The 14,064-nt window shown below is 65.6% G+C and carries 9 protein-coding genes; 5 read left to right on the forward strand and 4 right to left on the reverse strand.

The window, feature by feature from the left end:
- Nucleotides 1–13: 13 nt before the first annotated feature.
- The 4 genes from ACOCG7_RS33600 to ACOCG7_RS33615 form a co-directional block, all read right to left on the reverse strand.
- A complete protein-coding gene (locus ACOCG7_RS33600; protein ID WP_073428149.1) occupies nucleotides 14–2,404 on the reverse strand; it encodes a PIG-L family deacetylase in 2,391 nt (796 codons plus the stop codon).
- Nucleotides 2,405–2,513: 109 nt separating this feature from the next.
- The gene (locus ACOCG7_RS33605; RefSeq protein WP_073428148.1) at nucleotides 2,514–2,966 is read right to left on the reverse strand and encodes a GDP-mannose mannosyl hydrolase; all 453 of its coding nucleotides are present in this window, start codon (nucleotides 2,964–2,966) and stop codon (nucleotides 2,514–2,516) included.
- A gap of 63 nt (nucleotides 2,967–3,029) precedes the next feature.
- Nucleotides 3,030–3,179 carry a hypothetical protein gene (locus tag ACOCG7_RS33610; RefSeq protein WP_167363273.1) on the reverse strand — a complete coding sequence of 50 codons (150 nt, stop codon included), beginning with the start codon at nucleotides 3,177–3,179 and terminating at the stop codon, nucleotides 3,030–3,032.
- A 112-nt stretch (nucleotides 3,180–3,291) separates the two neighbouring features.
- Entirely contained in the window at nucleotides 3,292–5,655 is a 2,364-nt protein-coding gene (locus ACOCG7_RS33615; RefSeq protein ID WP_421378951.1) for a hypothetical protein, read from the reverse strand.
- Nucleotides 5,656–6,450: 795 nt separating this feature from the next.
- On the opposite strand from ACOCG7_RS33615, the gene ACOCG7_RS33620 reads away from it, so the two are divergent.
- From ACOCG7_RS33620 to ACOCG7_RS33640, 5 genes are all read left to right on the forward strand, one after another.
- Nucleotides 6,451–7,434, forward strand: coding sequence for a GlxA family transcriptional regulator (locus ACOCG7_RS33620; protein ID WP_073428147.1), 984 nt, complete (start codon nucleotides 6,451–6,453; stop codon nucleotides 7,432–7,434).
- 89 nt (nucleotides 7,435–7,523) lie between these two features.
- Nucleotides 7,524–9,098 carry a sugar phosphate nucleotidyltransferase gene (locus tag ACOCG7_RS33625; protein ID WP_073428146.1) on the forward strand — a complete coding sequence of 525 codons (1,575 nt, stop codon included), beginning with the start codon at nucleotides 7,524–7,526 and terminating at the stop codon, nucleotides 9,096–9,098.
- 63 nt (nucleotides 9,099–9,161) lie between these two features.
- A complete protein-coding gene (locus ACOCG7_RS33630) occupies nucleotides 9,162–10,547 on the forward strand; it encodes an undecaprenyl-phosphate glucose phosphotransferase (RefSeq protein ID WP_073428145.1) in 1,386 nt (461 codons plus the stop codon).
- Between the two features lie 68 nt (nucleotides 10,548–10,615).
- Complete coding sequence (locus ACOCG7_RS33635; protein ID WP_083084490.1) at nucleotides 10,616–11,755, forward strand: polysaccharide biosynthesis/export family protein; 1,140 nt, start codon at nucleotides 10,616–10,618, stop codon at nucleotides 11,753–11,755.
- Between the two features lie 48 nt (nucleotides 11,756–11,803).
- Complete coding sequence (locus ACOCG7_RS33640) at nucleotides 11,804–14,038, forward strand: polysaccharide biosynthesis tyrosine autokinase (protein WP_073428144.1); 2,235 nt, start codon at nucleotides 11,804–11,806, stop codon at nucleotides 14,036–14,038.
- The last annotated feature ends 26 nt before the right edge of the window (nucleotides 14,039–14,064 follow it).

Genomic DNA, 14,064 nt, shown 5'->3' on the forward strand with positions numbered 1-14,064 from the left:
CGACCGGCTTTCGCTACCGCGCGAGCCGGTCGATTCGCACTGTCTCCGAAAAAAGCCCGGGCAGTTCGCCGAGTTCCTGCGCGGCGCCCAACGCGAAATCCTCCGTCACCGCGTAGCGCGACAGCGCCGCTGAGCCGCCCGTGAAATAAAAATCTCCAAGCGTCGCATCGACTCTCCGATACAGCACGAGCGCCGCATGGCCGTTCTCGCGCACGAATGCCGGGAAAACATCCGACCACGACATGCCGCTCAATGTCGCCGCCTGAATCGGCGTGCTCGTCGCGTCGTGCGGATTCATCGTGGCGATGTCGATCATGGCGTCGCCGTTGCTACCGTCGAGGTGCGGTGTCAGCAGAATCAGCGCATGGCTGTCTTTGCCCTGTGTCGCGCCTGCCGTTACTTTCACGAAGTCCGGGGAGAAACGAGGCGGCAATGGTTTGCGCTCGCCGAGCGTCAGACGCGCGCCGTCGTTGGCGATTGGGGTGAGTGCGAGCCGCCCGTCGACGTTCTCCACCGCGACGAGTGACGCGCGCGATCCTGCCATCTTGAGCGGCACAAAGTTGGCGTTTTGCCGCAGGTTTCTGGCTTGCGCCCAAAGCGCCGGTGCGGAGCCGGAAGATCCCGCGGACGACGCCACCCATAGATCGAGCCCGCTATCGGCGCGCTTCTGCGCGATCAGCACGCCGGCTCGCCCCGTTCCCGTGAAGTCCGCCGCCACATATTGCTGCGTGAGTTCGGGCTTGAACGCGCTGCTGGTTTGCAGCCAGAGACGGGGCGCCTCGAAGCGCGCCCCGGTGCTCCGCAGCAACCAGAAAGCGGTGCCCGCTTGACGCGCGGTGACGACCATCAAATCCGCCTTGCCGTCGCCGTCGAAATCGCCGAGCAGGAAGCGCGCGCTGTCGAAGCACAGCTTGTCGTTCGCGCAACTCGGCGAGAGCGCGCGGGGATCGAAAGGCACGGCGCTGGCATACCAGAGCGCGGGGCGCGACGCCTTCGCCAGCGCCACGGCATACACGTTGAATCCCGGTCCGTGGGGCTGCCGTTGAACATACACCGCCGCTTGCTCGCCGCTGCCCGCGAGGTCGCCGTACATGGCGGTGGCGAGCCGCGCGTCGTTCGCCTGCGTGCGTTGCGTGGCGGCCCATCGAAAGCGGGTGGTGAGCGCGGTGCAGCCGCGCATGACGAGTTCGCCGGCGTTCTCGCCGAGGCAATGCCGTTGCGGCGTGTAGACGAGGCCGAAGTCCCACGGCGTCCAGCGCTGCGCCATGTCCCATTGATCGCAGGTTTCGGAGACCAGATACCCGTCGCGCTCGGCGATGCATTGCGAAGTGAGCACGCTGACGAGCGCGGCGTTGCGCGTGTTGCCGGGATAAACCGTCAGCGGCTCCCATCGCCATTGCTGCGCGGCCGAGCCGTCGCACGCGGCCAGCGTCGGCGCATGGCCCGCGCCCGCGGAACTCAGGCAACGGCTCGCCGCCGCATTGAATAGCTGCACGGGACGGGACTGAAAATCCGCCGCGCGCCGATCGCTGCGATCGGCAAACGCATAGCGGCGCGCAATCCAGTTGCCGTCCCATTGAAACTCGCCGAACACATGCGAGGACTCGCCGCCGTCGATCGAAAAGTAGCTGGCGACGATGTCGCGCTTGCGTTGCACTTCGGCGGCGGGAAGATTGCCGGGCCAGCCGCCGGTAGGGTAGGTGACGTGATATTCGATCGGCACGCTCTTGCCGAGCGTCTGCGCGACATGGCGCGTGATGCGCGCGGCGTAGATGTGGTCGGGATGCTCGATGAACGGCACGGTATCGGGATTCAGCGTGAAGATCTCCGACGCCGGCGCGAGGATCGCTTGCAGCGTCGCCGAAAGCGAGTCGCGGTCGTACTTCACGCGCGCGGAGCCGTCCGCGTTCATCGGATAGGTCGACAGCGTGGCGTGCTGTTCCCACAGCAAGCCGAGCGGCTCGCGCCCGCCGCGCACGCCGCCGCCCGGCAAGCGGAATTCGAGCAGGCGGACTTGCGGCTTGTCCTTCAACACCATCTGATGCACGAGCTTGCCGGCAATCGCGATAGTGGATTCGAGCCATTCGTCGCGCACGCCGGCCATGCGTGCATACGCGAGCCGCGAGGCGCGCTCGCGGGTCTGCACATAGGCGAAGTCCGCGCCGTTGGCTCCGCCGATCAGATGAACGGTGGTGATGCACCAGCCGGCGTCGAGACGCTCGCTGATGGCGGGGTCCACGAAGAGCAGATCGTCATCGAGATGCGCGACCACCGTGATCAGCGTGCCGGGGCTGCAATCGGCCGCGCGCGCGGCAACCGGGAGGACGGCGAGCAATAGAAGCGCGAGAAGCGCGAGCAAGGCGGTGAATGAATCGCGAACGAACCGGGTTGCCGATAATCGCATGATGATTCGAGTCCTGACGGTGGGCTCGATCTTACTGTAGGGGCCTGGCCCGCCACGTTGCCGAACTCGCAGTGGACTCGCATTCGCTGCCGCCGCGCAGAATGCCGTGCTAGCGGAAATAGGCCTTGGTGTTCTCGTGAACATCCACGCGCGCGAGCAGGTCCGACGGCGCGAGCCAGAGATAGCCGCTGTGCTGATCGGGCCGGCCGATCGGCACGGCGCTGCTGAACGTCAGCGAGTAAGCGAGCACGATGTAGTGGGTCGACACGTCCGGCTCGTCGGCGAAGTTGTCGTGGTAGTGATGTTCGTAGACGCCCTCGAAGCGCGCGCTGGAACGCGCCAGGCTGCCGATGCCCAGTTCGGCTTCGGCGACGCGCGCGAACGCCGCGTCGAGGGTCTCGTCCTTGAGAATGCGCCCGCCGGGCACGAACCAGGTGCCGCGCGCGGGGCGGTTGCGGCGATGCCCGATCAGCACGCGCCCGTCGGCGTCCCTGACGATCAGGTCGATCGAGACCAGAGGCGTTAGGCGGACCACGTCCAGGAAGTCGATCCCCGTCAGCATGTCATCTCCAGTGAGGCGTGTGTCGTTTTCATTTCAGCGTGCGCCGTGGTGGTCGCGAATCCGCTACGGATCGCGACGGTCGTCGTCGTGCCGGGCGAGGCGGCCTGAAACGTTCGCCAGCAGCAGCACCAGCGCGACGGCGCCGATCGTCGCGAAGAGAAACGCGCCGATCATCGCCGCCAGCACCAGCATCGTCCATGCAAGGCCGCTCATGTTTCGGCTCCAGCGTGTTGATTTTCATGCTAACCGCCCGCGCACGGACTCTCTGTGCGCCAGCACCCGCGGGGACTGTCGCCTGACGCCGAAGTATCGCCAGCTCGCGCCGCTAGCGTGCGACATAGCCTTCCGGCGTCGTGACCGCGTCCTTGAACACGTCGGCGTTGCCGGAGACCACGTAGAGCGGCGCCGGCGACAGCTTCAGGTTCGCCACGCCGTCGCGGTACGGCACGCGCGTGGCGTTGCCCATCATGTCGAACGCGGTCACTTCGCCGGCACTGCCCGGCGCGTCGACCCGCAGCCGATAGTCCGCGCCGCGGCTCGCGTCGAAGCCTGTTCTCGCGTTCCACCTGGCGTTGTCGTGCGTCCATAGCGCGGTCACGATCTTGCCGCCGCCGAGCCGGAGGAACGCATAGGCATGGACGCCTTTCGGCAACCCTTTGAGCGGTCCGAGCGTGCTGGTTCCGTCGACGATGCGCGTCATCGCCGCCACCGCGAGTGCGGCCGGCTTCGGACTGATGTTGGACGGACCATAGGCGCCCTTCGGATGATCGAGCTCGAAGAAAATGCCGTAGCCGGGCGCGGCGTCCGGCATGTCCGCGAGATAGAACACATAGGTCATGTCCGCGCCTTCGCCGAGCAGGATCAGATGCGTGCGCGCGACGACCGCGGCTTGCGCGTACAGCACGTTCGCGCCCGGATAGTGCTTGCCATACGACTCGCCGATGTCGTAGCTGATGCCGGTTTCGGTCACGAAGAGCGGCGCGCCGGGTTTCAGGTACTGACGGAGTTCGTGGCGCAGCGCCCGCATCGAGGCGGGCAGCGCGCCCGGCACGGTGCCTTGATTGCCGGTGTCGACGACGCGCTCGGGCGGATGCGACGGCGTCGTGCCGATGTCGTAATAGCCGTGCACGGTCATGCCGTCCATGTAGCGGCCGATGCCGAGCGGGCCGAGTCGGCGCATCCACGTCACGTTGCCCTGCACCGACGAATAGGTCGGGCCCATCACCACCGCGCGCGGATCGGTCTGATGGATGCCTTCCCACACGGCCTTGTACATCGCGACGAAATTGGCGTCGGTGTCGCGCCACGGCAGCCCGCCGTCCGCGTCCGGCTCCCACGTCACCTGATAGTAGTTGTCGCGCTGTTTGGGGAACCAGGTCGTGCGAACGCGGTTCGACTCGGCGCCGACCTTCGCCATGTAGTCCTTCATCTGCGCGAGCGAGGTCGGCGCATAGCTGTGCGTTTGCTTGCCGTTCGGGCTCGCCCACTGCGGAATACCGTCGAGCTGGATCAGGCGCATGATGTCGCCGCCCTTGAAGAAGGGCGTGAGCGGCTTCGCGGCGGGATCGAAGGTGCCGGGTTGTTTCGGCTCTTCCATGTACCAGTTGCGGTTGTCGTTGGCCCACGCAAGCCCGAGCGCGGTGTACACCGGCCGATAGCCGTCGCCGTCGCAGCAGTGTTGCCCCGGCGCGAGATACGCGGTTCCCTGTCCGCCGAATCGATGCAGATCCTGGTACGGAAAGCGCACGGCGGGTAATGCGGCCGACGTGTCGGGCAGCACGCCGAAAGTGGCGATGCCCGCAGGCCGCGTGCCGCGCGATTCGAGCTGGCCCTGGGCGCGTTCCAGCGAGGCGGAGACGGCGAAGTACCCGGCCACGCTCGACGCGCAACTGAGCGTGGAGGAGGTCGAGCCCGCCGCGACGCTGAAGCGTCCGCTCGCGCGCACGGCGTTCCAGCTATCGCGTATCTGCCAGTCGAGCGTGTCGCCTTGCGTCGGGCGCGTGGTGAAGACGAGCGCGAACGGTTGGCCGGCCGTGAAAAGGCGCGTGCCGTCGCCTGGCGTGTCGGCTTCGAGCAGATCGCCGTTCGCGGCCGCGCGAGCTTGCGACGACGGCGCGGCGCAACGCAGCCCTTGGCCGGGCGGCGCCTTTAATTCATTGGACGCAGCCGCCGATTGCGCTGATTGCGCCGATTGCGTTTTGAGCGATGCGTCATTCGCCGTGGCGATCGCCGCCGACGCCACGCTCGCCGCGGCATTGGCATTGGCATTGGCATTGGCATTGGCCTTGGCCTTGGCATCGCCCTTCGCCGCCCCAGCCGCGCCGGCCGCAACCATGCAGCGCTTCTCCACACCCGGCGCCGGATCGCCGAACACGCCGTTGTTGCATTCGGCGCTGTTCGTGAACGCCTTGACGACATGCTGTTCGACCGTGCCATACAGCACGTCGCGCGTGCCGCTGAAACGACAGGTGCCGTATTCCGCCGCGCACGGTGTCCACTTTGCGCCGTCGACGGCGATCTCGGCACGGCTCGTGGCCTGCTGGTCCGCACCGGCCGCGCCGCCCCGAACGGCGGCGAGCCCGAGCACGAACAAGACCGCCGCCGCGATGGCGACGCGCCGCATGGGCCCGCGCTCGACCGACCCGCCGATGCGCGTGCGCGGCGCGCGATGTTCGCATGGATTCGACATATGTTTCCCGCGTCTTTTGCTGCAGTTGCTCGCGACGATGCGTCGCCCAACTGCTAGTTCACCAGGCCGGAGCCGCCTTGCCTCGCCCCGGTATCGCAAACTGTTGCGGAAATCGCATAGCGTATTTCCGCAATCCCCTGGCGGAATTCGACCGGCCTTCAGCCGACGGCATCCGCCATTGCCCCGTCTATTGCACAGCGGGCTCAGGTTGTCTTATTACCGTGTTTCACGTCTGAAACATTAATCGACTTGTTTATATTCTTCAGTTCCAATTACAACAAATTAATTAATCTTGCCGCGCCGGGAATTGCTTATATTAGAGACTCGCTTTGCTAATTGTCTGTCCCGGATTGTATCGTCGGAACAAAGCCGAAGCGGCGCCGCTTGCAGAAAATCCCGCACGGATAGGCAAATCATGCTTGCCACGACCGCCGGGCCGGGAACAATCACCCGCAACGAACGAAATAGCGGGCTGAACGATTAGCAACTTCCACGTTTCGAGTAGCTGCCGTGTGTGTGCTGGCGTACTAAATGGCTTTTCTGTTTGCATTAAGATTCGCAAACTGCAAATCGATTCATATGTTGAATCGGCAATTAATTCAATGAAAAACAGGTGGGCGGAAAGATTGATCCGAAATCGACTGACTGGCCGCCTGTTCGATACGCCAGCCTGTCTCTCCTTTCAGACATGGCGATTAAATGCTGGATTGGCGGTGGCCATGATGCGCCGCACAGGCGGCCGCTCCGTGGCCGTCCAGGGTGAAAGTAGATCCGTTTTCTGGTGAGAGGATGACTATGACCTGCGCGAGTCTCGAGTCTGCAATGCTGCGTTGGGTGCACGCTCCGAACAAGGGTATGCGGCGCATCGCGATATTGATGTTCAACGACTGCTCGTTGCAGGGCGCCGGCGTCGTTGCCGAGGTTTTCCAGGCAGCGAACGAACTGGCTTCGTCCGGCACCGGCGGTTGGACCTACGACGTTTCTTTCCTGTCCGCCGACGGCGGCATGGTGACTTCCTCGTCCGCGTTGCGGGTCTGGACAGACGGACTCGATGCGCGCCACTACGGCGGCTTCGACGCGCTCTACGTGGCGGGCGGCAAGGGCGCGGCGGCCGCGGCCGGCGACGAGCGGCTGATCGCGTGGCTGCGTCGCATTCGGCGCAACACCGGCATGATCCGCCCGATCGCGGAAGGCCGCGCGCTGCTCGAGGCGGCCTACGTGCCGGACGGCAAGGAGAGCGCCGAATTCCGCGCGCAGCCGATCCCGCCGCGCCAGTCCGAACCGAGTGCCGACGCGGGCGACCGGCTCGAATCGATGAGAAGCGCGCTCGCCATGATCAAGCGCGATCTCGGCAGCGCGACCGCCCGCACGGTGGCAGAACGGCTGCTCGCCGATTCCTGCTCGAACCTCGCGCCGTTGCTCGGCGAGGACGGCGGCCTGAGCCCAGGCGACAAGGTGCGCGCGGCGGCGCGCTGGCTGCAGGAAAACTGCCAGCAGGCGATTTCGATCGCCGACGCGGCGCAGTTCGCCGCGATGAGCGAACGCAACTTCCTGCGCCGCTTCAAGATGGAAATGGGCATCACGCCCTCGAGCTTTCTGTTGCACGAACGCCTTGCGGTGACGTGCAGCCTGTTGACCGAATCCGAATTGCCCGTCGACAAGATTGCCCGGCGCACGGGCATGGGCAACGGTGACCGGCTCGCGAAGGTGTTCCGCAAGCGGATGAGAATTTCTCCCACCGAATTCCGCATTCAAAGCCGGCGCATGGTCGGCGAATAACGCAGACGGGGCCAACTGGAAGGCCGCGCGCGAATGCGCGCCGCCAGTCAATGTTTTCGTGGACTTCTGGAAAGACAAGGAATGCGGATATGTCGATTGAGCGAGCTGTGAGCGGTGCTTGCACCCAACCCGGCGATGCGGATGCCGCAACGAGCCGCGCGCGTTGCGCGCGCATCGTTCCGGTGATCCTCGCCGGGGGCTCGGGCACGCGGCTATGGCCGGTATCGCGGGAAAACTATCCGAAGCAACTGATCGACGTGGTCGGCTGCGACTCACTGTTGCAGGCCACCGCGCGGCGCATGGACGGCTTTCCCGCCGGCTGGAACGTGGATGCGGCGCCGATCGTCGTGTGCGGCGAGGAACATCGCTTCGTGATCGCGGAGCAGCTTCATGAAAACGGCGTCGAGGCTCGTCTGATCGTCGAACCGGCGCGCCGCGATACGGCGCCGGCGTTGACGCTCGCGGCCTCGCTCGCCTGCGCGGACGGCAGCGACGCGATTCTGATCGTGATGCCCGCGGACCATTCGATCGCGGACCTGCACGCGTTGCAAGCCGCGTTCGACAGCGCCGCGCGCTACGCGGAACGCGGCGCGATCGTGACGCTCGGCGTGCCGCCCACGCGTCCCGACACGGGCTTCGGCTATATCCGCATCGGCGCGGAACTGTCCGACGGCGCGCATGCGATCGGCGGTTTCGTCGAAAAGCCCGCCGAGGAAATCGCGGCGCAGTACGTCGCGGCGGGCACGTATTGGTGGAACAGCGGCATCTTCATCGTGCGCGCGAGCGTGTGGCTCGACACGCTCAAGCGTCTGCAGCCGGAGATGCATGCGGCGTGCGAGCTTGCCTTCAGCGGCGGCCGTAGCGAGGGCGCGTACTTCCGTCCGCTGGTGGACGCGTTTCTCAGCGCGCCCGCGGATTCGATCGACTATGCGGTGATGGAGCGCCTCACCGAAACGGACGAGGCCGAAGCCGAGGCCGAAGCCACGCAACGCGCCGACGCAAGCGCGTTCGTCGTCAATCCGCCGGGTGTCGTCATCCGGCTGGAAGCGGGCTGGTCGGATCTGGGTTCGTGGGACGCCGTGTGGGCCGCGATGGACAAGGACGCGAGCGGCAACGCCGGGCGCGGCCGCGTGACCTTCGAAGGCGCCGTGTCGAGCTATGCCTATTCGGAAGGGCGGCTCGTCGCCTGTGTGGGCACGACCAATGTGGTGGTGGTCGAAACCGCCGACGCGGTGCTGGTGGTCGACCGCTCGCGCGTGCAGGACGTGAAGGGGCTCGTGTCGCGCATCAAGGCGCAGCACGCGCCCGAGGCCGACGCGCATCGCAAGGTGCGCCGCCCCTGGGGCTTCTACGATTCGATCGACCACGGCGAGCGCTTCCAGGTCAAGCGCATCGTCGTGACGCCGGGCGCGCAACTCTCGCTGCAACTGCATCACCACCGGGCCGAACACTGGGTGGTCGTGCGCGGCACCGCGCTCGTCACGCGCGGCGACGAGCAGTTCCTGCTGAGCGAAAACGAATCGACCTACATTCCGATCGGCACGCGGCACCGGCTCGAGAACCCCGGAAAAGTGCCGCTCGAAATCATTGAAATCCAGTCAGGCGTCTATCTCGGCGAAGACGACATCGTGAGGTTCAACGACAACTACGGCCGCTGCTCGTAGGCGGCTCGCCGGCACGGCTTCGCGGACAAGAACGGCAAGAACGGCAAGAACGAGGGAAGCAAAATGCGCAGGTTCCAGGATTTGCTGGCGCGAGTTTTCGATGTCGCGCTGGTGCTCGCGGGTGCGGCGGTGGCGTCGCAGATCCGCTTCGACTATCTCGCTCAATCCGGATTCTATTGGGCGCTGGTGATGTTTTCCGCCGCCTTCGCGCTGGCCATCTTTCCGGCGTTCGGCGTCTACGAATCATGGCGCGGCCGCTCCAAGCTCGCTCTCGCGGGCCAGGTCTCGCTCGCGTGGCTGATGGTGCAGGCGTGCGCGCTCGTGCTGATGTATTCGCTGCATCGCATCGACTTCGTGTCGCGCTTGTGGTTCTCGTACTGGACGGCGGTGACCGGCGGCCTGCTGATCTCATGGCGGCTCATCACGCATGCCGTCCTGGCGCGCGCGCGTCAACACGGCATGAACCTGCACCAGGTCGCGATCGTCGGCAGCGGCTCGCAATGCGACGCCATCATCCGCCGCATCGAATCCGCGCCGACCACCGGCTTTCGCGCCGCCGCCGTCTACAACACGCGCCCCGACACCGCGCCCGTGACCAGTTCGCGCGTGCCCGTTTTCGGCACCGTCGACGCGCTTGCCGACTACATCCGAAGCAACGACGTGCACGAGCTCTGGCTGATGCTCTCGCTCACCGAGGAGCCGCTGATCTGCTCGCTCGTCGGCGAGTTCCGCGACGACCTGGTGAACATCCGTTTCATGCCGGACGTGCGCAGTCTCGCGCTTTTCGAAGGCAGCGGCGTGATCGATCTGCTCGGCGTGCCGGCGATCAACCTGGTCGCGTCGCCGCTCTCGGCGAGTTCGATGCTGAAGAAGGAAATCTTCGACCGCTTGTTCGCCGCGGCCGTGTTGATCTGTCTTGCGCCGATCCTGCTCGCGATCGCGATCGCCGTGAAGCTCTCGTCGCGCGGCCCGGTTTTCTTCAGGCAGAAGCGCAAGGGCGCGGACGGCCGCGTCTTCACGATCTACAAGTTCCGCTCGATGCGTGTGCATACCGAGCAGAAAGGCACGCTCAAACAGGCCACGCGCGACGATCCGCGCGTCACGAAGGTGGGCGCTTTCCTGCGCCGCACGAGCCTCGACGAACTGCCGCAATTCTTCAACGTGTTGCGTGGCGATATGTCGGTCGTCGGACCGCGTCCCCATGCGCTCGAGCACGACGACCTCTATCAGAAGGTGGTCGCGGGCTATATCAATCGCTACCGGATCAAGCCGGGCATCACGGGCTGGGCGCAGATAAACGGCTTTCGTGGCGAAACCGACCGCATCGAAAAAATGGAGCGGCGCGTGGAGCATGACCTGTATTACCTGGGGCATTGGTCGTTCGCGCTCGATATGCGGATCATCGGCGCGACGATCATTGCCGGACTAGTGCATCGAAACGCTTACTAAGCAGTCAACAAGCACGCCTGACGCTGCCTCCATCGAGGACAGCCGCCGTGGCGCAAGGAGGAAACATCATGAGCTCGCTTGTCATACGCACGGGAAGTCTTCTGGTTTGCGCAGTGGCGACACTGCTTTCGGCCTGTTCGCTGGCGCCGGGCCAGCACCTGGTCACGCCTGCCGCCCTACAGGACACGGGCGGTGAATACAGCACCGAGGCCTCGCAGCAGGTGCAGATTCCGATCACCGACATCAACCTCGCGCTGCTGCGCAAGATGAACGCGGCGCGCCAGGCGGCCGGGGTGGCGCCGGAGACGGCCGGGCTGTTCGGCAAGCCGCCCTCGTACAAGGTCGGCCCCGGCGACGTGTTGCAGATCGTCGTATGGGATCACCCCGAACTCGCCGCCGCGCTCGGTCAGCCGCCGGCGAACGCGAAGACGTCGGATGCCGCGCCGGGTTTTCTGATCGATGAAAACGGCGACGTGCAGTTTCCGTACGCAGGCACGGTGCACGTGGCGGGCAAGGACGTCGGCACGATTCAGAAAGAGCTGCACAGGAAGCTGAGCGTCGTGTACCAGAAGCCCGAAGTGACGGTGCGGGTCGCGTCGTTCCGGGCCGCGCAGGTGTACGTCGACGGTGAAGTGCGTCTGCCGGGCGCGCAGTCGATCAACGACATTCCGATGTCGCTCACGAGCGCGATCAACCTGGGCGGCGGCTTCAGCGCCAATGCGGACCGCAGCCGCGTGGAACTGATCCGCAAGGGCGTGACGTATCCGCTGAACATCGACGATCTGATCAAGCGCGGCCGCAATCCGTCGGACATCTACCTGCAACCGGGCGACCTGGTGCGGGTGGCCTCGCGCGAGGACAGCGCCGTGTTCGTGATGGGCGAGGTCAACAAGCCGGCCACCATCACGCCGATGCGCAACGGCACGCTGTCCTTGTCGCAGGCGCTGTCGGACAGCGGCAGTTTCAATTCGAATACGGCCGAGACCAAGCAGCTCTTCGTGATCCGCAATTCGACGAGCGACCAGCCGCAGGTCTACCACCTCGACGCGAGGTCGCCGGTGTCGATGGTGCTCGCGAACCAGTTCGAGCTTCAGCCGAAAGACGTGGTCTACGTCGACAACGGCGGCCTCGTTCGCTTCAACCGCGTGCTGAACCTGTTGCTGCCGGCGATCAATGCCGCGGTGACCGGGGTCATCGTCGCCAAATAACGATACGAATCTGGACCTTGAACCGCCGGGCTTTGTTGGGTGAACACTATGGCAATCAACTTCGAAAACCGCTATACGGATGTGTCCGGGCAGGATGAGCTTCACCTGTCCGACTATCTGCGCACGATCGTGCGAGGCTGGCGCACGATCGTCACGGTGACGCTCATCGCGCTCGCGCTGGGGTGCGCGTACGCGTTCCTCGCGCCGCCGACGTATCGCGCCGACGTGCTGTTCCACGTCGAGGACAAGACCGGCAACAACAACGGCAACGGCAAGGATTCGCTGCCGCCGCTCACCGGCATGTTCGACACCAAGCCTTCCACGGCGGCCGAGATCGAGTTGCTGAAGTCGCGTCTCGTCACCGAGGAAACCGTCAAGAAGCTGCATCTCGACATTACGGCCACGCCGCGCTATCTGCCGCTGGTCGGCGGCAGGATCGCGGGGCTGGTGAACGGGCAATGGGGTTTCAGGCTGCCGTCGTTCATCAATCTGTCGGGCTATGCGTGGGGCGACGAGCGCATCGCGGTATCGCGCTTCGACACGTCGAAGGAGATGTACGACACCACCTTCACGCTGATCGCGGGCAACGAAGGCGCATACGTGCTGCGCGACCGGAACGGCATCGCGATTCTGTCCGGCCGGGTCGGCGAGACCGTGGAAACCGATACCGCCGACGGTCCGATCGCGCTGCGCGTCGATTCGCTGGTCGGCGCGCCCGGCGCGCGTTTCGAATTGCAGCGCGCCTCGACGCTGAGCACGGTGGACCGCCTGCAAAAAGCGCTGGTGGTGGCCGAAACCACGCTGCAGTCCGGCGTGATTCGCGCGAGTCTCGAAGGCGGCGACAGCGCGTTGACGGCGGCGATCGTCAACAGCATGGCGCGCGAATTCGTGCGCCAGGATGTCGCGAGCCGTTCGACCGAAGCGGAGCACATGCTCGCGTTTCTCGATCAGCAACTGCCGGGGCTGCGCAAGGAACTCGACGAGGCGGAGCAACGCTACAACAAGTTCCGCAACACGCACGGCACGGTCGACCTCGGCGAGGAAAGCCGGCTGCTGCTGCAGCAGATCGTCGACAACAAGACCAAGCTGCTCGATCTGCAGCAGCAACGCGCGGAGATGTCGCAGCGCTTCACGGCGAACCACCCGTCGGTGGCCGCGCTCGACGCGCAGATCGCGGCCTTGCAGGGCGCGCAGGCCGCCATGAACCGCAGCGTCGCCGTGATGCCGGATACCGAACAGACCGCGTTGCGCCTGTTGCGCGACGTGCACGTCGACACGGAGCTGTACACCAACCTGCTCAACAGCGCGCAGCAACTGCGCGTGGCGAAGGCCGGCCAGGTGGGCAGCGTGCGCGTGGTGGACTTCGCCGAAGCGCCCGACGAGCCCGTGCGTCCGAAGCGCGTGCTGGCGATCCTGATCGCGCTCGGCGGCGGCCTCGTGCTCGGCATCCTGCTGACCTTCTTCAGGCGCGCGATGTACGGCGGCGTGGAGCGTCCCGACGAACTGGAAGCCGTGCTCGGCGTGCCGGTGTTCGCGGTGGTGCCGCGCAGTCAGACGCAGTTGCGCTTGCAGGAAAACGTCATGCTGCGCCGTCGCGGGCTTCACGTGCTCGCGCAACAGGCGCCGGAGGACATCGCCGTGGAAGGCGTGCGCAATCTGCGCACCTCGCTGCAACTGTCGCTCGATCATGCCGAGAACAACGTCGTGATGATCACCGGCTCGCGGCCCGATACCGGCAAGTCGTTCCTCTCGGTGAATCTCGCGGCGCTGGTGGCGTCGGCGAACAAGCGCGTGCTGATCATCGACGGCGACATGCGGCGCGGCGACGTGCATTCGCATTTCGGCATCGGCCATCAGCCGGGTTTGTCCGACGTGCTGAGCGGCGGCGATCTGGCCGCGATGATCCAGCGCAACGTGCTGCCCGGCCTCGACGTGCTCGCCAAGGGCACGCTGCCCTCGCATCCGTCGGAACTGCTGATGAGCAAGCGCTTCCAGACCCTGCTCGACGAACTGAAGCCGCATTACGACCTTGTGATCGTCGATACGCCGCCGGTGCTGGCGGTGACCGACTCGACGCTGATCGGCAAGTACGCCGGCACGACGCTGCTGGTGGTGCGCCACGGCCGCCATCCGCTGAACGAGATCACCGAAACCGCCAAGCGGCTGCGCAACGGCGGCGTGGCGCTCAGGGGCGTGCTGCTCACCGACGTGCCGCAGGAAGGCGCGTTCCTCGGCTCGGGCTATCAAGGCGGTTACTACGGGTACGACAGCATCGCGGGGTGAGGCGGCCCACGGTCGGGGGTCGGGGT

Origin of the sequence: Paraburkholderia sp. DD10 (assembly GCF_049177125.1) — a bacterium.
Lineage (GTDB): Bacteria > Pseudomonadota > Gammaproteobacteria > Burkholderiales > Burkholderiaceae > Paraburkholderia > Paraburkholderia terricola.